This window comes from Bordetella sp. MIP270_01_BMS (assembly GCF_054958705.1).
Genome location: NZ_CM143297.1, coordinates 4,204,424 through 4,222,981, shown reverse-complemented (window position 1 = coordinate 4,222,981; position 18,558 = coordinate 4,204,424). Strand labels below are relative to the sequence as shown.

At 64.6% G+C, this 18,558-nt stretch carries 17 protein-coding genes and 2 tRNA genes; 9 read left to right on the top strand and 10 right to left on the bottom strand.

The window, feature by feature from the left end; genetic code table 11:
* Positions 1-251: 251 nt before the first annotated feature.
* Positions 252-1,301 (top strand): tyrosine-type recombinase/integrase, encoded by a 1,050-nt coding sequence (locus ACV17W_RS19820; protein WP_462594073.1) that lies wholly within the window; start codon positions 252-254, stop codon positions 1,299-1,301.
* 24 nt (positions 1,302-1,325) lie between these two features.
* Here ACV17W_RS19820 and ACV17W_RS19815 read toward each other — a convergent pair.
* A tRNA-His gene (locus ACV17W_RS19815) sits at positions 1,326-1,401 on the bottom strand.
* Positions 1,402-1,546: 145 nt separating this feature from the next.
* On the opposite strand from ACV17W_RS19815, the gene ACV17W_RS19810 reads away from it, so the two are divergent.
* Positions 1,547-3,004 (top strand): phospholipase D-like domain-containing protein, encoded by a 1,458-nt coding sequence (locus ACV17W_RS19810; RefSeq protein WP_462594072.1) that lies wholly within the window; start codon positions 1,547-1,549, stop codon positions 3,002-3,004.
* 41 nt (positions 3,005-3,045) lie between these two features.
* On the opposite strand, the gene ACV17W_RS19805 is transcribed toward ACV17W_RS19810, so the two are convergent.
* The 7 genes from ACV17W_RS19805 to ACV17W_RS19775 form a co-directional block, all read right to left on the bottom strand.
* Positions 3,046-3,119, bottom strand: a tRNA-Arg gene (locus ACV17W_RS19805).
* 63 nt (positions 3,120-3,182) lie between these two features.
* On the bottom strand, positions 3,183-3,773 hold the full coding sequence (locus ACV17W_RS19800) for a helix-turn-helix domain-containing protein (RefSeq protein ID WP_462594071.1): 591 nt from the start codon (positions 3,771-3,773) through the stop codon (positions 3,183-3,185).
* Positions 3,774-3,784: 11 nt separating this feature from the next.
* Complete coding sequence (locus tag ACV17W_RS19795; RefSeq protein WP_462594070.1) at positions 3,785-5,074, bottom strand: NAD(P)/FAD-dependent oxidoreductase; 1,290 nt, start codon at positions 5,072-5,074, stop codon at positions 3,785-3,787.
* A 25-nt stretch (positions 5,075-5,099) separates the two neighbouring features.
* Positions 5,100-5,789 (bottom strand): amino acid ABC transporter permease, encoded by a 690-nt coding sequence (locus ACV17W_RS19790; protein ID WP_462596593.1) that lies wholly within the window; start codon positions 5,787-5,789, stop codon positions 5,100-5,102.
* A 2-nt stretch (positions 5,790-5,791) separates the two neighbouring features.
* Entirely contained in the window at positions 5,792-6,484 is a 693-nt protein-coding gene (locus ACV17W_RS19785) for an amino acid ABC transporter permease (protein WP_462594069.1), read from the bottom strand.
* 15 nt (positions 6,485-6,499) lie between these two features.
* A complete protein-coding gene (locus ACV17W_RS19780) occupies positions 6,500-7,291 on the bottom strand; it encodes an ABC transporter substrate-binding protein (RefSeq protein ID WP_462594068.1) in 792 nt (263 codons plus the stop codon).
* A 113-nt stretch (positions 7,292-7,404) separates the two neighbouring features.
* Positions 7,405-8,154, bottom strand: coding sequence for an amino acid ABC transporter ATP-binding protein (locus ACV17W_RS19775; protein ID WP_462594067.1), 750 nt, complete (start codon positions 8,152-8,154; stop codon positions 7,405-7,407).
* A gap of 133 nt (positions 8,155-8,287) precedes the next feature.
* On the opposite strand from ACV17W_RS19775, the gene amaB reads away from it, so the two are divergent.
* The 7 genes from amaB to ACV17W_RS19740 all read left to right on the top strand — a co-directional run bounded on the left by amaB (position 8,288) and on the right by ACV17W_RS19740 (position 16,066).
* On the top strand, positions 8,288-9,790 hold the full coding sequence (amaB, locus tag ACV17W_RS19770; protein WP_462594066.1) for an L-piperidine-6-carboxylate dehydrogenase: 1,503 nt from the start codon (positions 8,288-8,290) through the stop codon (positions 9,788-9,790).
* 155 nt (positions 9,791-9,945) lie between these two features.
* The gene (locus tag ACV17W_RS19765; protein WP_462596592.1) at positions 9,946-11,205 is read left to right on the top strand and encodes a phospholipase A; all 1,260 of its coding nucleotides are present in this window, start codon (positions 9,946-9,948) and stop codon (positions 11,203-11,205) included.
* A gap of 21 nt (positions 11,206-11,226) precedes the next feature.
* A complete protein-coding gene (locus ACV17W_RS19760) occupies positions 11,227-11,868 on the top strand; it encodes a flavin reductase family protein (RefSeq protein WP_462594065.1) in 642 nt (213 codons plus the stop codon).
* Between the two features lie 15 nt (positions 11,869-11,883).
* Positions 11,884-12,789, top strand: coding sequence for a LysR family transcriptional regulator (locus ACV17W_RS19755; RefSeq protein ID WP_462594064.1), 906 nt, complete (start codon positions 11,884-11,886; stop codon positions 12,787-12,789).
* A gap of 142 nt (positions 12,790-12,931) precedes the next feature.
* The gene (locus tag ACV17W_RS19750; RefSeq protein ID WP_462594063.1) at positions 12,932-13,870 is read left to right on the top strand and encodes a hydroxymethylglutaryl-CoA lyase; all 939 of its coding nucleotides are present in this window, start codon (positions 12,932-12,934) and stop codon (positions 13,868-13,870) included.
* Positions 13,871-13,878: 8 nt separating this feature from the next.
* Positions 13,879-15,057, top strand: a complete 1,179-nt coding sequence (locus tag ACV17W_RS19745) for a CaiB/BaiF CoA transferase family protein (protein ID WP_462594062.1) — start codon at positions 13,879-13,881, stop codon at positions 15,055-15,057.
* Between the two features lie 43 nt (positions 15,058-15,100).
* Positions 15,101-16,066: a Bug family tripartite tricarboxylate transporter substrate binding protein gene (locus tag ACV17W_RS19740; RefSeq protein WP_462594061.1), complete on the top strand. Its 966-nt coding sequence runs from the start codon at positions 15,101-15,103 to the stop codon at positions 16,064-16,066.
* 20 nt (positions 16,067-16,086) lie between these two features.
* On the opposite strand, the gene ACV17W_RS19735 is transcribed toward ACV17W_RS19740, so the two are convergent.
* On the bottom strand, positions 16,087-17,094 hold the full coding sequence (locus ACV17W_RS19735) for an ABC transporter substrate-binding protein (protein ID WP_462594060.1): 1,008 nt from the start codon (positions 17,092-17,094) through the stop codon (positions 16,087-16,089).
* Between the two features lie 33 nt (positions 17,095-17,127).
* Positions 17,128-18,486, bottom strand: coding sequence for an MmgE/PrpD family protein (locus ACV17W_RS19730; RefSeq protein WP_462594059.1), 1,359 nt, complete (start codon positions 18,484-18,486; stop codon positions 17,128-17,130).
* Positions 18,487-18,558 lie beyond the last annotated feature (72 nt).

The window sequence follows — 18,558 nt, the reverse complement described above, 5'->3', positions numbered from 1 at the left end:
GAAACTGTTTTGCCGCCCGCCTAGCGTGGGCACTGATTTGGAGGGGAAATGGACGAGAAAGCCCTAACCCTGCAGGAAACGGCCGAACGTCTGGGTTTGGCCTACAGCACCGTATTTGCCAAGCGGGAACAGATCGGTTTCCGCCTGCCCGGCTCCCGGGTCTGGCGGGTCTGGCCGTCCCGGCTTGCCGAGCTGACCGAAACACGCTCAAATGTGACCCGGCTATCGCTGCGGGTCGGTGGAGTTGAAGAATGCCAATCCGCAAAGATGAAAAAACCGGCGTCTGGCACGTTGACTTCCGCGCGCCAAGCGGCCAGAGAGTTAGATGCTCTGCTCGCACGACCGACAGAAAGGCCGCGCAGGAATACCACGACCGCCTAAAGGCCGATCTGTGGCGCCAGTCGATGCTGGGAGAGGAACCTGAACGCACTTTCGAGGAAGGGGCGGTCCGGTTCCTGCAGGAAAGCTATGGCCAGCGCGACTATGAAACCAAAGTTCGGCATGTCGCATGGTGGCGCGAGCAGTTTGCCGGCCGGGCATTACGCTCTTTAACCGCAGATGAGATCGTCGCGGCGCTGCCCACGCACCGCCGGCACAAGTACGGCAAGCCGACGCTCCTGGCCCCAGCGACGAAGAATCGCTACTTGGCGACCATCCGCACGCTGCTGAATAGCTGCCTGGACAAGCCCCCGAAGCTTACGCAGTACGCAGAGCCGAGGGTGCGCATACGATGGGAGCCGCCCCAAGTAATTGCCGCCGTCATCCAGGGCATCACTCTGCCATGGCTGCGCGACGCGGCAGTGGTAGCCGTAGCCACCGGCATGCGGGAATCAGAACTGTTTGGACTGACGCCATCCAGCGTGAACCTTGCGGGCCGCAGTGCCTGGGTGTCTCATGATGAGGCCAAGTCTGCCAGGGCCCGTGCCGTCCCGCTCAACGATGACGCCATGGCCGTGATCCAGCGGCGCTTGGCGACAGCCTCCCGGTATGTGTTCACCCGGGACGATGGGGACGGCAGGCGGGTGGGCAAACACGACCGACGGGCGTTCCAGCGTGCATGCGCGGGGGCCGGGGTAGCCCACTTCAAGTGGCACGACCTGCGGCACACTTGGGCCAGCTGGCATGTTCAGCGCGGCACGCCCCTGCTTGTACTGAAGGAACTGGGCGGCTGGGAGCGGATCGAGATGGTGCAGAAGTATGCCCACCTGGCGCCCAGCCATCTGGCGGCCCACGCCGAGACGGTCAATTTTTGGTCAATCTCGAACGGGCAAGAAAAAACGCCGCTGATCAGAGCGGCGTAAGTTCTTGATTTCTAAGCAGTTTAGTGGGGTGGCTGATGGGGCTCGAACCCACGACAACCGGAATCACAATCCGGGACTCTACCAACTGAGCTACAGCCACCACTGATACTGCAAAGAGGCCGCATATTAGCATATATTTGCGGGTTGCATGGTGCGCCTGGTTGCGGCCCCCGCTGCGCCTGCTATCCTGGCGCATTCGCGAGGCGGACATCCAGGCGCAATGCGCGACTTCAATTCGGGGTTTTATGGATCGCTTCGACGAACTGTTACGCGAGTATTGGCCGCACCTAGTGTTCGGCGTCAGTGTGGTGGCCGGCACGGGGGCCGCGGTGCATGCCGCCATGACCAAGCAGGACGTCCGCGCCGCCATCGGCTGGGTAGCCGTGACCCTGTTCTCTCCCCTGTTCGGCGCCCTGTTCTATTTCGTGGCGGGCGTGAACCGCATTCACCAGTCGCGCGTGTCGCAGCAACGCGATGAAGCCATGCTGGCCTATGCAGGCCATGCGCAATCGCCCATGCGCGACGTCGTGCCCTTCTCCGCCCCGCAATTCGCCTCTCTCAAGATCCTGGGTGACAAAATCAGCCAGTTTCCCCTGCTGGGAGGCAATACGGTGCGCCCGCTGGGCGGCGGCGATGAAGCGTACCCGGCCATGATGCAGGCCATACGCAACGCGCAGCACTGCATTGCCATGCAGAGCTATATCTTCGACAGTGACGCCATCGGCATTGAAATGGCGCAGGCGCTGATTGAAGCGCACGAACGCGGCGTTCAAGTCCGCGTGCTGATAGACGCCATCGGCAGCCGGTATTCGCGCCCCCCTATCGTCCGCCGACTCAGCCGGGCTGGCGTGCGCACGGCGCGTTTCATGACCAACCCTCTTGGCGTACTGCGCATGCCCTACGCCAATCTGCGCAGCCACCGCAAGATCCTCGTGGTCGATGGCAGCATCGGGTTCACCGGCGGCATGAACGTGCGCGCTGCGTTCGTGCGGGCGCTGGCCGGCGACGACACCAACGAGGACGTGCATTTCCAGCTGGACGGCCCCATCGTGGCGCAATTGATGTCGGTGTTCGCCCACGACTGGAATTTCACGACGCACGAGTCCCTGGACAGCGCGCCGTGGTTCCCGCCGCCTGCCGCCCCGCTTCCTGGCACGGTGCCGATGCGATGTGTGCCGTCGGGCCCCGACCGCGCGGTGGTCAGCACTCGCAACATGCTGCTGGGGGCCCTGGCGGTGGCGCAGAAGCACATACGCATCCAGTCGCCCTATTTCCTGCCGGACCAGCCATTGATCGGCGCGCTGGCCACTGCGGCGCGGCGCGGAATCATCGTTGATATCGTCATCCCGGGGCGCAACAACCTGCGCCTCGTGAACTACGCCATGATGGCGCAGCTGGACCAGATCGTGCGCACGGGCTGCAGGGTATGGCGCTCATCCGGCCCGTTCGATCATTCCAAGCTCCTGACGGTGGACGGCGCATGGTCGTATATCGGCTCGTCGAACCTCGACCCGCGCAGCCTGCGCCTGAACTTCGAACTCGACACCGAGATCTACGACCGCGAGCTGGCCAACTGGATCGCAAAGCGCATCGACAGTCGCATTGCGAATGCACGGCAGGTGACGCTGGACAGCCTTTATGGCGACCCGTTCGCCAAGCGACTTCGCAACAAGGTGATCTGGCTGGCTTCGCCGTATCTGTAGGGCGGCGGCCGCGCGGAACCTGGCTGGGAGTGACGCGGATGCGTCGCGGACAGGAATCGAACCCGTAACCTGCGGCTTAGAAGGCCGCTGCTCTATCCAATTGAGCTACCGCGACATTGGGAAAAACGGCGTGTGCTGGGACAACGCGCGGGCAATTGTACCGTGTCGCGGGCGGCTGTCAGAGACCTTCGTCTTCGAGCTCCGCCGCGGTCGACACCCACAACACCATGGCGTCTTCCGGGCTCAGGCTGACCACGCGGTGCCCCATGCGGCTGTCTATGTAGAAACTCTCGCCCGCGCCCAGCCGGGCGGGCCGGTAGAACTCGGTATGCAGCTCGATTTCACCGCTGAGCACGTAGACGAACTCCTCGCCCTGATGCCGGCTCCAGTCCTGGAATTCGTCGAAGGAACGCGCCTTGACGCGTGTATGGAAGGGCATCATGCGCTTGTGGGAAAGCGCCGTGCACAATAAGCGGTGGTCGTAGTATGGCGTTTCGTATGAACGGCCCTCGCCCAGCCTGCCTATCGAACGGCGCCCCGTGCCCATGTGGTCCTGGGGCGGCGTGAAGAGCTCGGCGACATCGAGCCGAAGGCCGGCGGCGATCTTCAACAGATTGTCATACGTGGGCGACAGCAGCCCGTTCTCGATCTTGGACAGGGTAGAGGCGGAAACGCCCGTGGCAAGGGCCGCCTGTTTCAGGGTCCATTCGCGCGCGCGGCGAAGGTCGCGCAGCCGTTGCGCCAGGGCGCTTTGCTTGGTGCTTCGCATCGTGGCACCCCTCAGGCACGCGAGCGGCGCTCGCGCCAGCGGTCGCGCGCTTGGTACGACCAGTAGGTCAGCTGCACGGCCGCCGTCCCGAACGGGCCGCCGTTCCAGTCCAGGCCGAACGGCGCAAAAAGCCTGTAGCGATCACTGTCGCCGCAGATTCCTTCGGCCACCACCCGGCCGCCGATCGCGGTGGTATTCATGCCATGCCCGCCGAACGCAGTGCAATACCAGACCCCGGGTCGCAGGCGGCCGATCTGCGGCATCAGGTGCCGCGCGTAAGCCATACGCCCCGACCATGCGGTTTCGACCCGCACGCCTGCCAGCTGTGGGTAGACGGACACGAGCTCGGCGCGCAGCGATTCGGCCAGATCGGGTGGATCGCCCACGCGTGTGGTGATGTGGCTGCCCCAGCTGATGCGCCCATCATCGACGACGCGATAATAATTGCCCGCCCGCCGCGTATCGCCGATGGCCGCGTCGGTGCGTATGGCGTCGCGCACCCGTTCACCCAGCGGCTCGGTCAGCATGATGTACGTCGCGATGGGCAGCATCGCGCGCCGCAGCGCGGGCACCAGTCCATCGGTATACCCACCCGTGGTGAACAGCACTGTCCGGGCATCGACGCTGCCGTCGGGACTGCGCAGCAGCTTGACGCCGTCGGCCAGCCGCGCCGACTGCACCGGCGTATCCTCATGAATGCGTACGCCCTGGCGCACGCATTCCCGCGCCAGCGCCCGTGCGTAGTTCAGAGGGTGGAAATGAAAGGAGTCGGGGTCGTACACACCCTGGTGGTAGGCATCGGAACGCAGCAGTTCGCGCACCTCGTCGCGCTCGAGCATCCGCACCTGGCGCCCGAACCGCGCTTGTTCTTCGCAATAGGCCTGCATCGCAGCCGCATCGTCATAGCGCAGGACACGCAGTCGGCCATCGACCTTGCGAGCGTCGTTCATGCCCAGGGCGCTTATGTTGTCGCGAATGATGTCCACCCCTTCGATGGACAGCCGGTAAAGCCCTTCGTAACCCGCCTGCCCCACGCGGCGGCGAATCAAGTCAGCGCCGGCCGAGTAGGCCGGAGACACCGAACCGCCATTGCGGCCTGAGGCGCCCCACCCCACCCGGCGCGCTTCGAGCAGCGTGACCTGGCGTCCGCGACGCGCCAGTTCGAGGGCCGCGGTCAGCCCGGCAAGCCCTCCACCAACGATACAGACATCGGTGCTGTCGCGCCCCCGCAAAGCGTCGTAGCGAGTGTGCGCGTCGCCGAGCGTACGCTTGTAGAACGTGTCGATGTAATCGGAAGCCATGATGGCGAAAGTGGATACGGAACGGCTAAGCCAGGGAGGTGGGCGCCAACGAACCGACCGCGCGCTTCTCCACCCAGTTGGCCAGGCGCAGCAAGGGGTAGCAGTAAATGAAGTAGATCAACGCGATCAGCGCATAGATGAACAGCGACTTGCTCGGATACGTGATCATGAATACTTCACCCTGGCGTGTGAGTTCGGTAATACCCACGACCGACAGGATGGCCGTGCTCTTGATCAACATCACATACACGCCGCTCATGGGTTGCACGATCAGGCGCATGGCCTGCGGCAGCACGACCAGCCGAAGGATCTGCAGGGGGCGCAAGCCCAGAGTCATGGCGCCCTCGGTCTGGCCGCGAGGCACTGCCTGGATGGCGCCCATCACGATCTCGGCCACGTAGCTGGACGTGTAGATGGTCAGCGACATGAACGCGGCGGTGCCGGAATCCCAGACGAGCCACGAGACACCGGTACTGGGCAGCACGAAATAACAGACATACAGCTGCACCAGGAAGGGCGTGCCGCGCAGCACATGGATGTACAGGCCCAGCAACTGATGCAGCCCAGTCACGCGATAACTGCGCACAACGCCGATGAGAGAGCCCAGCAGCGAACCCGCGATGATGGACACGAAGGAAATTTTCAGCGTTTCCAGAAAGCCCTTCAAAAGGAAGGGCATGACCGTCACCGCCGTGGACCAGTATTCGTGCAGCATGGCTACCTCGCGTTCCAGGCCGGCCCGGCCAGCCATACGCTGACCAGCCGCGACAATGCCAGCATGCAGGCGTAGATCAACAGATAACCCGCGGCAATGGTCAGGAAGCTCTCGTTGGGCACCACGCGCTCGCTGTTCATCAACACGCCCGCGGCCACGAGCTCGAACACCGCGATGAGCGACAACAGCGACGTGTCCTTGATCAGTACGGCCGTCTGGCCGAGCATGGGAGGCAGAATATTGGCGAACGCCTGCGGCAGCACGACGTAACGCAGGCGCTGGCGAAAATCCATGCCCACTGCCTTGGCGCCTTCGATCTGGCCTCGCGGCACCGACTCGATACCCACCCGCACAATCTCGCTCATATAAGCAGCGTGGTGCGCCGTCAGCGCCACGACGCCCAGGATCATTTCGCTCCAGCCCTTGGCCGCAGGGATGAATACCGGCAGGGCGTAGTACACCAGATAGATCTGCACGAGCAGCGGAGTCGCGCGGATGAACTGGATATAGCCCGCCGCCGGGCGCCATATCGGTGCACGCCGCGCCATGCGCGCCAGAGCAAGCAGCACGCCCAGCATTACTGAAAATACCAGGCTCACTCCGGCGGCAATCAGCGTGTTGGCCAGCCCGTCTGCGAATTGGTCCAGGTACTGGCCGACGATACGCCAGTTGTAGTAGTCGATCAGCCAGTTCATGGACTCAGGCCGCCATTAATGCTGTTTCTTCCATTCGGTCGAATACCAGTACTTGACCAATTCGGGCAACGAATTGTCGGCGGTGCGCAGTTCACGCCAGTTGTCCAGCCAGAACTTCAGCCGGAAATCATTGGGCGCAACCGCGAAAGCCAGCGGTTCGCGCACCATGACGCCGTCGAGCACGCGCAGGTTGCCGAAGTCGACCAGGAACTGGTTGGCGGTGCTCAGCGACATGATGCCCGCGTCGAGCCGGCCGCTGGAAAGCGCCTGCCCTACCGGCGCACTGCCTCCCGAGAATTCCTTAAGGGTTGCCTGCCCCAGCATCTTGCGCGCCACTTCGGCGTAGGTGCTGGCGCCCAGCGCGCCGATCGTGACGCCTGCCTTGTTCAGGTCGGTATAGCTCTGATGGGGTGAATCCTTGGGCACGACGGCAACGGTTTCCGCATAGAACATCGGGGCAGAGAACAAGATCTGCGCAGCGCGCTGCGGCGTGGGCGTCATGTCCGCCGCAACCATATCGGCCTTGCCGGCTAGCAGGGCCGGAATCAGACCCTTCCATTCGTAGTCCTGCAGCACCAGTTTTACGCCCAGGTCATCGGCCATGCGCTGCGCGATTTCAACCGCCAGCCCGGTGCGCTTGCCCGTCTTGTCCATGAAGCTCATCAGCGGGCCCGAAGTCTGCACGGCCACACGGAACTCGCCGCGTTTGAGAATATCCGCCAGCGCATCCGCGCGGGCGGCCGAGGTGACGCAGGCAGCCGTCAGGGCCAGCGTGGCGACACCCAGCCATTGTTTGAGTTTCTGCATGATGAGTACCCTCTTAACGAAATAAAGCCATCCGGGCCGGACGACGCCGGACGGTACTGCCGAAATCAACTCCCGCGACACGCGGTGCCACACCGGCTCGGCGTGGCGGGGCATTACAGAATCTTGTCCAGGAACGCCTGTGTACGGGCGTGGCTGGGGTGACGGAACAATTCTTCAGGAGGGCCTTCTTCGATGATCCGGCCCGCGTCCATGAACAGGGCGCGGTCGGCGACGTCCCGGGCAAAGCCCATTTCGTGAGTGACCACCGCCATGGTCATGCCGTCTTGGGCGAGCTGGCGCATCAGGTCGAGAATGCCGCCCACTGTTTCGGGATCGAGGGCCGACGTCGCCTCGTCGAACAACATCAGCTTGGGGTCCATGGCCAGCGCGCGGGCAATGGCGATGCGCTGCTGCTGGCCGCCGGACAACTGGCTGGGATAGCGATCGCCGAAATCTTCCATGCCCACCCTGCCCAGCAATTCGCGCGCATAGCGCACGGCCTCGGCCCTGCTGCGTTTTCGCACCACGCACTGCGGCAGCACCACGTTATCGAGCGCGGTACGATGCTGGAACAGATTGAAGTGCTGAAAGACCATGCCGACGTCGGTGCGCCAGCGATTCAGGTTGGTGCCGGCGCCCCGGATGGAAACGCCATCGATGCGGATGTCACCGGCGTCGATGGTCTCGAGCGCATTCAGAGTACGCAACAAGGTGCTCTTGCCCGAACCTGAAGGGCCCACCACCACGAGCACTTCACCCCGAGCAATACGGCAGTGGACGTCGATCAGGGCGGCATGGGGCGCGGCCCCCGCGCGATGGAAGGTCTTGTGGACGGCTTCGACGACAACCAACGGCTCGGGCATCACTGCAATCTCAGAAGATTTCGCGTTCCGCGTTGAAGTTTCGTATAGTAAATTTTTCTGCGGATATTCCACCTAGGGCTTTTCCCTAAGGCATCCGCTCCACGCTCGCTGTCCGTTTCTCAGGAGAGTATCGATGACGACCCCCCAAGACATACTGCGCGCACTCGGCCTGGATGACGCCGCCCTGCAAAGCGGCACGCTCGCCGCGCACAGCCCCATCGACGGCGCGCAACTGGCCCGGGTCACCGAACACACCGTGGCGCAGGCGCACGCGGCCATCACGCGGGCGCGCCAGGCCAGCCACCAATGGCGAATGGTCCCGGCGCCACGCCGCGGCGAGCTGGTGCGGCTGTTCGGTGAAACGCTGCGCCGCCACAAGCAGGCGCTGGGGCGGCTGGTCTCGCTTGAAGCCGGCAAGATACTGGCCGAGGGCGAAGGCGAGGTCCAGGAAATGATCGACATCTGCGACTTTGCCGTTGGCCTGTCGCGTCAGCTGTACGGCCTCACCATTGCATCTGAAAGGCCGGGACACCGAATGATGGAAACCTGGCATCCCCTGGGTGTGGTGGGCGTGATCAGCGCCTTCAATTTCCCGGTGGCGGTCTGGTCGTGGAATGCGGCGCTGGCATTGGTATGCGGCAACGCCGTGGTGTGGAAGCCTTCAGAGAAGACGCCCCTGACGGCGCTGGCCTGCCAGGCGCTGTACGCGCAGGCCGCGCAAGCGTTCGGCGATGCCCCCAAGGGGTTGGTCGAAGTCCTGATCGGCGGCCGAGATCTCGGCGAAGCGCTGGTCGATTCGCATGATGTCGCGCTGGTGTCGGCAACCGGCTCGACGCGCATGGGGCGCCAGGTTGGGCCCCGCGTGGCGCAGCGCTTCGGACGCGTCCTGCTCGAACTGGGCGGAAACAACGCCATCATCGTCGCGCCCAGCGCCGACCTCGATATGGCCGCCCGCGGCATTGTCTTCGGCGCCATCGGCACGGCGGGCCAACGCTGCACCACCACGCGCCGCCTGATCGTGCACGAGAGCGTCGCCGACGAACTGCTGGCGCGCCTGCACAGCGCGTATGCAAGCGCCCGCGTGGGCAACCCGCTGGACGCCGGCACACTGGTGGGGCCGCTGATCGATCACGCCGCGTTCGATGCCATGCAGCAGGCACTGCAGGCCGCGCGCGAACAAGGCGGCAAGGTGACCGGCGGCGAACGCCTGCTTCAGGACACTTACCCCGATGCCTGGTACGTGCGTCCCGCCATCGCCGAGATGCCCGATCAAACCGATGTGGTGCGTCACGAAACCTTCGCCCCCATTCTCTACGTGATGCGCTATACCGATTTCGAGCAGGCCCTGGCCATGCAGAACGCCGTGCCGCAAGGGCTGTCATCGGCCATATTCACCAACGACCTGCGTGAAGCCGAAACCTTTCTATCGGCGGCGGGTTCCGATTGCGGCATCGCCAACGTCAATATCGGCACTTCGGGGGCCGAGATCGGCGGCGCGTTCGGCGGCGAAAAGGAAACGGGGGGCGGCCGCGAGTCGGGTTCCGATGCCTGGAAGAACTACATGCGCCGCGCCACCAACACCATCAATTACTCCAGCGCGCTGCCGCTGGCCCAAGGCATCAAGTTCGGAGACTGAGCACGCGGGCCTGCGCCGCGCGGGGCGCGAGCCACAGTCTTGTTTTCATGATTTACATGCCGTTTCAGCGGGCACGGATGGCGGTGCTACAGTGCGTCGGTCGTCATTTTTGCCGCCATACTATGCTTCTGGACCCCCCTCACCTGCTCGCGTCCATGCGCGCCGCACTTGGTGCCGCGCTGCTGGCCGCCACGGCCCCGGCCGCGGCCGGCATCACTTACCAGCTGGAACGTCCCGCCGCGGCGCCCGGCGACACGGTGCAGATACAGGCCGTCTTCTTCAACGAGGGCGACGCCGTCACCCGCTGGGATCCCCCCGCCCAACTGATCGTGCAATGGCGCGGCGCCGACGGCACCATCATCCGCAGCGTGGCATCGCTGGCCACGAACGGCGCTGCGCTGAGCGTGCCGGTCAACAACTTCGCCCGCATCGCCTGGAGCACGGTGGTGCCGCAACAGGCCCGCGGGCTGCAGGCGCTGGCCATCGAAGGCGAGCCCACCATGATGGCCCTGGACGTATCCGGACGCGAATCCGGCACCCTGGCCAGCCGGCCCGCCGAGGTCCCCGTCGTCGACGCGCGCACCGGCGAGCCCTTGCCCGTTGCGGCGGTAACCGCGGCGGGTGCGCAGCCCGATGCCGGACCGGCGCCGGCGGACGCGGCACAGGCCGAGCACCGGGCCCTGCCCACTGCGTTCGACCACTTCCGCAGCGCCATTTCCGAATACCAACCCATGTATTTCGCCATTGGCACGCGGGAACGCACCACGGCGCGCTTTCAGATCAGCGCGAAGTACCGCCTGTTCACCCCGCCCGGGAGCCGGCCGGCAACTTTCGGCGAAAACTTCTACCTGGGCTATACGCAGACCTCGCTATGGGACCTGCAGGGCGACTCGATGCCGTTCGTCGACACCACCTTCAATCCCAGCGTGTTCTGGTATTCAGACAATCTATGGACCTCGGCCAGCCAGAATTGGCGGCTGGGCCTCAACACCGGCGTCGAACATCTTTCCAACGGAAAGAGCGGGGACGAGTCGCGATCTCTGAATGACGGCTATATCGCGCCCGCCGTCCACTACCGCTTCGACAGCGGCAGCACCCTGACCTTCTCGCCGAAAATCAAGGCTTACTTCGGCGTCGAGGACGAGAACCCGGACTATGCCAACTACGCCGGGTACGTCGACTGGAATCTGCGCTGGGCCCAGGACAACGGCGCGGTGGTCTCGGCCATGTACCGCCAGGGCGCCAGCCGCCACCGCACCACGCAGCTGGACTTCGCCTGGCCGCTGCGGCGCACCTGGCTGAACATGAACGGATTCCTGCATTTGCAGTACTTCAATGGCTATGGGGAGACCTTATTGGGTTACAACCAACGCAACGAATCGCAGTTCCGCATCGGCTTGTCGCTGGTGCCCTGATCACTATCTACCTCTGACACCATGTACTTCGACTTCGCCGCGCTCGACAGCCGCAATACCTACAAACTGATGATGTCGACCATCGTGCCACGCCCGATCGCATGGGTGGTGAGCCAGGACGAGCAGGGCCGCACCAATGCCGCGCCCTTCTCATTTTTCGGCGCGATGTCGGGCGAACCGCCCGTGGTCTGCCTGGGTGTCGGGCCCAGGCCCGACGGTCCCAAAGACACCGGCGCCAACCTGCGCGAGGGGGCCGGCTTCGTGATCAACATGGTGTCTGCCAGCCTGATGCAGCACATGAACGTGACGGCCATCGACTTCGCGCCCGGCGTCGACGAACTGCAGGCCGCCGGCCTGACCGTCGCTCCGTCGCTCAAGGTGGGGCCGCCCCGTATCGCTGAAAGCCCGGTTTCGATGGAATGCCGGGTCCGGCAGGTGCTGGACGTGGCCGCGAACCGCCACATCATCGTGGCGGATGTACTGGCCATTCATGTCACCGACGACGCCGTGCTGGACGCCGAGCGATGCTATATCGATACCCCGCGCCTGGGCCTGGTCGGCCGCATGCACGGCGGGGGCTGGTACAGCATCCAGGACAACCTGGTCGAGATGCCGCGCCTGACCGAGGCCACCTGGCGCGACGGCGCCGCCAGCGCCACCTGAGTCGGCGTCCTGCTCATGCGTGTCCGCCTGGACCTCTACAGCCTGCAGGTGTTCCTGGCCGTACTGGAAGAAGGCAGCATTGCCGCGGCCGCCCAGCGCGAGCACATCGCCGCGTCCGCGCTCAGCAAACGATTGTCGGAACTCGAACGCACGCTGAACGTCACCCTCTTCCAGCGCCACGCGCGGGGAGTCGAGCCCACGCTGGCGGCAACAGCACTGGCACGGCGCGCCCGGGCCCTGCTGCACCAGACGCAGGACCTGACCGACGAGATCCGCGATTTTTCGGCGGGCCTGCGCGGTCATGTGCGCATCGCGGCTAACCTGTCATCCATTACGCAGTTCCTGCCCGCGCAATTACGCAGCTTCCTGAAACTGCACCCCAACGTGCAGATCGACCTCGAAGAAAAGGTCAGCGAAGCGGTCACGCGCGCAGTGATCGACAACGCCGCCGATATTGGCGTGTATACGCAGTCGGACAATGAACACGGCCTGGCGATCCACCCCTACCACCGCGACGTGCTGGCCGTGCTGGTCGGCGCCGCGCACCCGCTGGCAGACCGTGACCGCGTGGAGTTCGCCGAGACGCTGGATTTCGACCATGTCGGGATGCACCGGGGAAGCGCGGCCAACTATCTGCACCTGCGCGAGGCGGCGGCGCTGAACCGCACTTTGCGGCTGCGCTTCCAGGTGACTTCCTACGACGCCCTGGTGGCAATGGTGCGCGCCGACATGGGTCTGGGCATCGTTCCGGCCCTGGCGTTGTCCAGCTACACCATGCAGGGCCTGCGCCTGATTCCCCTGGCCGACGCATGGGCACACCGGCAGCTCAAGGTGTGCACGCGGGCCGATGCGGCCCAGTCGGGCGCCTCGCGGCTGCTGCTTGAACACCTACTGGCCCAGGTTCCGCCGCAACCTCGCTGACGCCGGGCACGCATGCGACCGCGAGCCATCGCGGATCGCGATGGCCACTCGAATAATTGCGATTTGCCCAGGGACGACTCGTCTTGCAAGATACGCGCAAAAGCTGATCTCGGGCCTGCCGGCACGAGGCAAGGAGACTATCTTGAGCTATCCCGACCGTGTCGACGTCGTCGAAGTGGGTCTGCGCGACGGACTGCAGATCGAAACCGAATTCGTGCCCACCCCGGTCAAGGTGCGGTTGTTGAACCGCCTGATCGATGCCGGGGTCAGGCACTTCGAGGCAACGTCATTCGTATCGCCTCGCGCCGTGCCGCAATTGCGCGACGCCGCCGAGGTGCTGGCGCAGGTGAACCGGCGGCCGGGCGTTAAGCTGGGCGCCCTGGCCCCGAACCGCAAGGGCGTCGAACGGGCCCTGGAATCGAAGGCCGACGAAGTGATCGTGTTCCTGTCGGCCACCGAGACCCATAACCAGAAGAATCTCAACCGCCCCATCGAACAGTCGCTGCGCGATATGGAAGAGATCGCCACCTTGCTGCAGGGCAGCTCCATGGGCCGCAAAGGCGCCATCGCGGTGGCGTTCGGCTGCCCCTTCGAGGGCAATGTGGATATCGGCGCACTGAAGGACATCGTGGCGCAATTCGCCCGGCTTCGATTCGACAGCGTCACGTTGGGCGACACCACGGGCATGGCCACGCCGCCTCTGGTGCGCAAGACTGTCGATGCATTGCGCTCGGCATTTCCAGACATGCCGCTGGCGCTGCACTTCCACAACACGCGGGGCATCGGCCTGGTGAATGTCATGGAAGGCCTGCACGCGGGCATCACGACCTACGAATCGTCGCTGGGCGGCCTGGGCGGATGCCCCTTCGCCCCGGGCGCCACTGGCAATATCTGTACAGAAGACCTGGTGTACCTGCTCGACGAGCTGGGCATTGACTCGGGCATCGCGCTACCGTCGCTGATCGAGGCTGCGCATGACATCCAGGAAGTGGTGGGCCGCCCCTTGCCAGGCCAGGTCATGAAGTCGGGGCCCCGCCTGGCCCTGCATGACCATCGAGCCGCCGCGGTGGCCCAGGGATGACGGCCGCCATGCCACTGTCAGGCTATCGCGTCCTGGACCTGACCCGCATCATCTCGGGACCATATTGCACGGCGATCCTGGGCGACCTGGGCGCCGAGATCATCAAGGTCGAGACACCCGGCGAGGGCGACCCGGTACGGCACCAGGGCGTGATCCGCGACGGGTTGAGCTGGTATTTCGCCAACTACAACCGCAATAAAAAATCGGTCACGCTGAACCTGTACAGCCAGGAGGGCAAGGACATCCTGGCAGACCTGATCGCCGCCAGCGATGTCCTGGTCGAGAACTACCGGCCCGGCATCCTGGACAAGATGGGCTTCGGCCCGGAGCGCCTGAAAGCACTGCGGCCCGACCTGGTCCACTGCGGCATCAACGGCTTCGGCGCCAGCGGCCCATACCGGGACCGCCCGGCGTTCGACTTCATTGCGCAGGCCATGAGCGGCTTCATGAGCCTGAACGGCGCCGAATCCGATCCACCCATGCGCGTCGGTCCGCCCATCAGCGACCTGGTGGCAGGAATGAACGGGGCGCTGGGCGTGGTGGCGGCGCTGTTGCGCCGCGAACGCACCGGTTTGGGCGAAACGCTGGATGTGAGCCTGCTGGGCAGCATGATAGGGCTGCTGAGCTTTCACGCGTCGAACTATTTCGCCAATGGCCAGTTGCCCGCACGCACGGGCAACGACCATGGCCTGGTGGCGCCCTACGGGCTGTTCGAGACCGCCGACGGGCAGGTGGCCATTGCGCCCAGCAATGACGCGATGTACGAAAAGTTCATCGACGCACTGATGATGCCCGAACTGCGCGCCCATCCCCACTTCCAGACGAACGCATTGCGCATGCAGCACCGCCAGGAACTGAAAGCCCTGGTGGAAGCACGCACGCGGGAGCACGACAGCGCATACTGGATCGCCAGGCTCAACCAGCATGGCGTGCCGTGCGGCCCCGTGCTTGGGCTGCGCGAGGTATTCGAAGACCCCCAGGTCATACAGCAGGAAATGGCGATAGACGTCGAGCACGGCCCGCATGGCGCGGTCCGCATGCTAGGCTTGCCCATCCGCTTTCAGCAGGCAGGCCGCCCCAGCCCCGCGCCGGCGCCCGCACTGGGAGCAGATACCGAAGCAATATTGCAACAACTGGGCAGGAGCCTGCCCGAGATACAGGCGCTGCGCGACCAGCGGGTGATCTGACCCCTGCCCGACCGCGCATCCATACAACCAGGAGACCCCCTACATGCGATATCGTTCCCTATTTGCCGCCTGCGCGCTGGCAGCGGCCCTGCCCGTTTGCGCGCAGAGCAGCTACCCCAGCCAGCCCATCCGGCTGATCGTTCCCTTCACGCCGGGCGGCGGCACCGATTTTCTCTCGCGCACCGTAGCCACCAAGCTCGGCGAGTCCGAGAAATGGACGGTCGTGGCCGAGAACCGGCCGGGGGCCGGCGGCACCATCGGACTGACGGCCGCGTCGCGTGCCAACCCCGACGGCTATGAAATCGTCATGGGCCAGATCGACAACCTGGCCATCGCGCCTTCGATGTACAGCAAGCTGTCTTACGACCCGGTCAAGGACTTCGCGCCTATCGGCATCGTGGGCGAGGCGCCGCTCGTGGTGGTGGCGCGCAAGGACGGCCCCTACCCCACCCTGAAGTCGCTGATCGACGCCGCCCGCGCCAACCCGGGCGCAGTGAACTATGGGTCGCCCGGAGCGGGCACCATCACTCACCTGGCAGCCGAGCTGCTGCAGCAACGCGCCGGCATCCAGATGGTACACGTGCCGTACAAAGGCTCGGGCCCGGCCATGGCCGACCTGCTGGGCGGCCAGGTGCCGGTGATCTTCACCTCGATCCCGTCGGCCGCGCCTCAGATCAAGGCGGGCAGCGCCATTCCGCTGGCCGTCACCTCGCCCAAGCGCAGTCCGGCGATGCCTGACGTGCCCACCGTGGCCGAACTGGGTTACCCGGATTTCGACGTGCGCGTGTGGTATGGCCTGCTGGCCCCTGCCCAGACTCCGCAGTCGGTGATCACCACGCTGAACACCGGGTTGAACAAGATCCTGGCCACGACCGACATGCGCGAGGCGCTGGCGGCGCAGGGGGCACAGGCCATGCCCACCACGCCGGAGGCCTTTGCCGAGACGATCAAGAAAGACTTCCAGAAATGGAAGCCGGTCATCGACCAGGCAAACCTGCAACTGAACTGAAGCCTGTCCTGAGCCGCGGGCTAGTTGCCCGCGGCAATTGCGCCGTAGTCGAAGAACAGATCGCCGATGGCCTGCGGACGGTTTTTCAGCGAGCCGATCTCGTGCATGAAAATGGCGTACTTCATCACATGCTCGGGCGTGGTGGTGTACTTGGTGGCCGGGTCATCCAGAATGCGCACCATGTCTTCCACGCTGAAGGTCTTTCCGCCCCCCATTGACTCGATCAACACCTCGGCCGCGGCCCGCTTGTCCTGCTTGATCATGTCCTGAGCCTGTTTCAAGGCAGCCACGAAGGCGGCGGTGACCTTGGGGTTCTCCCTGGCGAATTTCGAGGTGGTGGACACCATGGTGAAGGTGGTCGACCCGCCCATCACATCGTCCGAATTCATGATGGTGCGCACCCCTTCGGTTCGCAGCTCGAGCTGGGCCAGCGGCGCCGAGGCGTAGTGCGCCGTAATGTTGCTGCTGCCGGAAAGCAAGGCGGCCGCGGCATCGGCGTGCCCCATCGTGACGGTGTACGGATCGAAACGGAACGCCTGGTCCTTGCCGTATTTCTCGACGGCGTACATCTGCATGATGATGGACGGTATCGACGACTTCACGGAAGTCACGGCAATCTTGTCGCCCTGCTTCAGGTCGTCGATGGACTTCAGGTGCGCGGCGCGCGTATTCAGGTACATGGGCATGGAACTCATCGCCGCCACCCCCTTGACGTCGCTGCTGCCCTTGGTGCGATCCCACAGGATAAGAAATGAAGGCGGCCCGGCCGACACAAAATCCGCCGAGCCTGACAGCAGGGCATCGATCATGGCCGAAGGTCCGCCCAGTTTCGCCCAGTCGACCGTGACCTTGAGGCCCGCCTTCTCAGCCTGTTGTTCGATGAGCTTGTGCTTCTGCATCATGTGCAGCGGCAGAAAGCCAAACCCCCCTGCTCCCAACGGGATACGCAGTTCGCTGACCTCGGCGCGCGCAATGGATGGGCAGGCCGCCGCCACGGCCAGCATGAGTACGGCTGTGAGAGTCTTCATGGTTTCCTCCTTGGGGTGCTGCGTGCAGGCGCGCTATGACGCCTCGGGAACTGCCAAAGCCACCAGCTTGCGCACGTCGTCCAGGCGTTCCAGCTGCCAGCACTCGGCGATCAGCCTGTCCACCTGCCGCGCCGGCAAGACCGTTGCCTGGTCGCGGAATTTTTCTTCGAGCTGCGCGTCGCTGAGCGGCCGCTGCACATTGCCCAGCGCGTGTTCGAGCAAAAGGCCATGCGTCCTGCCACTGCGCATCAGGACTTCCACATGCACGCTGTCTTCCGGAATTGAGGCATCGGCATGCGGCACGACGCACTGGCGCACCTGCCTGATCAGCGGATCGTTGACCGTCTCATCGGTGAATTCGGCCAGCCCGGCCTTGCCTCGGACCAGCCCGATGGCTGCAGCGTGATACACCGAGAACTTTCCCTGCAGGCCCGTGCTGATGTCGCGCTGGTCGCACAGGTCTCTCACCAGCGGTGCGACGCGCAGGTTCACTGCCTGGATCTCGCGCGCGTCGATCTGGTGCGAGCGGCGCAGCTGGATGCAAGCATCGATGGTGGGATGTATCACGATTCCGCAAGGGAACGGCTTGTAGGTATTCTGGTGCAGATGGTATTGCCGCCCCAGCTCGGCGTTGACGATCGACAGATCGTATTTCTCGGCTTCGACCGCGGCGAATCCCCGGGGCCCTTCGAGCGCATGTACGCCAGCCGTGAAGCCGCGCTGCGCCAGCAGGGCCGCCGTGTAGCCGCCCTGCGCGGCCCGCCCTGGGTGGAACGACTTGGCCATCGAGCCGAACATCTCGCGCAGGCCCGCCGACTGCGTGGCCGCCAGGCCGATGGCCCAGACCATCTGGCGCGCATCCAGGCCCAGTAGTTTGCCGATTGCGACGGCAGCCCCGAAAACTCCGACCGAGCCCGTGCTGTGCCAGCCGGCGTCGTAATGCGCGGGATACGTGGCATCGCCGATGCGCGTCACGACCTCATAACCCAACACATAGGCCAGCTCCAGGTCGGCGCCCCGTACCGGATGCATGCTGGCAAAGGCAAACAACGCCGAGGCTACCGGCGATGTCGGATGGATATAGTTGCTGGGCGTGGTGTCGTCGTAGTCGTGAACGTGGGAGCTGATGCCGTTGAGCAGCGCGGCCAGCAGCGGATCCGCCAGTTCAGGCCGGCCCAGGACGTGCGCGGTAGGCGGGCCGGCGTAAGGCCCCAGCGCCGCCAGCGTGATATCCATGGCCGAATGCCGGCTGCCGCCCAGGGCGCACCCAAGGTAGTTCACCAGCGCACGCCTCGCCTCATGACGGGCTTCGGACGGAATGTCGTCCAACTTCGCAGCGACCACATAATCGGCCACTTGCCGCGTCAGGTCGCGGGTGTCGGTGTCGCCCATGGCACTTTGTCTCCGTTTCCGGCCAGTCTGGACGCCAGCCGTTCCACCCGGGCTGCTTCGGCCCGTCAGCCG

Excerpts from the sequence above, each read along its gene's own strand:
- ACV17W_RS19820 (WP_462594073.1), top strand. The coding sequence starts at position 252 with ATGCCAATCCGCAAAGATGAAAAAACCGGCGTCTGGCACGTTGACTTC.
- ACV17W_RS19810 (WP_462594072.1), top strand. The coding sequence starts at position 1,547 with ATGGATCGCTTCGACGAACTGTTACGCGAGTATTGGCCGCACCTAGTG.
- ACV17W_RS19800 (WP_462594071.1), bottom strand. The coding sequence starts at position 3,773 with ATGCGAAGCACCAAGCAAAGCGCCCTGGCGCAACGGCTGCGCGACCTT.
- ACV17W_RS19795 (WP_462594070.1), bottom strand. The coding sequence starts at position 5,074 with ATGGCTTCCGATTACATCGACACGTTCTACAAGCGTACGCTCGGCGAC.
- ACV17W_RS19790 (WP_462596593.1), bottom strand. The coding sequence starts at position 5,789 with ATGCTGCACGAATACTGGTCCACGGCGGTGACGGTCATGCCCTTCCTT.
- ACV17W_RS19785 (WP_462594069.1), bottom strand. The coding sequence starts at position 6,484 with ATGAACTGGCTGATCGACTACTACAACTGGCGTATCGTCGGCCAGTAC.
- ACV17W_RS19780 (WP_462594068.1), bottom strand. The coding sequence starts at position 7,291 with ATGCAGAAACTCAAACAATGGCTGGGTGTCGCCACGCTGGCCCTGACG.
- ACV17W_RS19775 (WP_462594067.1), bottom strand. The coding sequence starts at position 8,154 with ATGCCCGAGCCGTTGGTTGTCGTCGAAGCCGTCCACAAGACCTTCCAT.
- amaB (WP_462594066.1), top strand. The coding sequence starts at position 8,288 with ATGACGACCCCCCAAGACATACTGCGCGCACTCGGCCTGGATGACGCC.
- ACV17W_RS19765 (WP_462596592.1), top strand. The coding sequence starts at position 9,946 with ATGCGCGCCGCACTTGGTGCCGCGCTGCTGGCCGCCACGGCCCCGGCC.
- ACV17W_RS19760 (WP_462594065.1), top strand. The coding sequence starts at position 11,227 with ATGTACTTCGACTTCGCCGCGCTCGACAGCCGCAATACCTACAAACTG.
- ACV17W_RS19755 (WP_462594064.1), top strand. The coding sequence starts at position 11,884 with ATGCGTGTCCGCCTGGACCTCTACAGCCTGCAGGTGTTCCTGGCCGTA.
- ACV17W_RS19745 (WP_462594062.1), top strand. The coding sequence starts at position 13,879 with ATGCCACTGTCAGGCTATCGCGTCCTGGACCTGACCCGCATCATCTCG.
- ACV17W_RS19740 (WP_462594061.1), top strand. The coding sequence starts at position 15,101 with ATGCGATATCGTTCCCTATTTGCCGCCTGCGCGCTGGCAGCGGCCCTG.
- ACV17W_RS19735 (WP_462594060.1), bottom strand. The coding sequence starts at position 17,094 with ATGAAGACTCTCACAGCCGTACTCATGCTGGCCGTGGCGGCGGCCTGC.
- ACV17W_RS19730 (WP_462594059.1), bottom strand. The coding sequence starts at position 18,486 with ATGGGCGACACCGACACCCGCGACCTGACGCGGCAAGTGGCCGATTAT.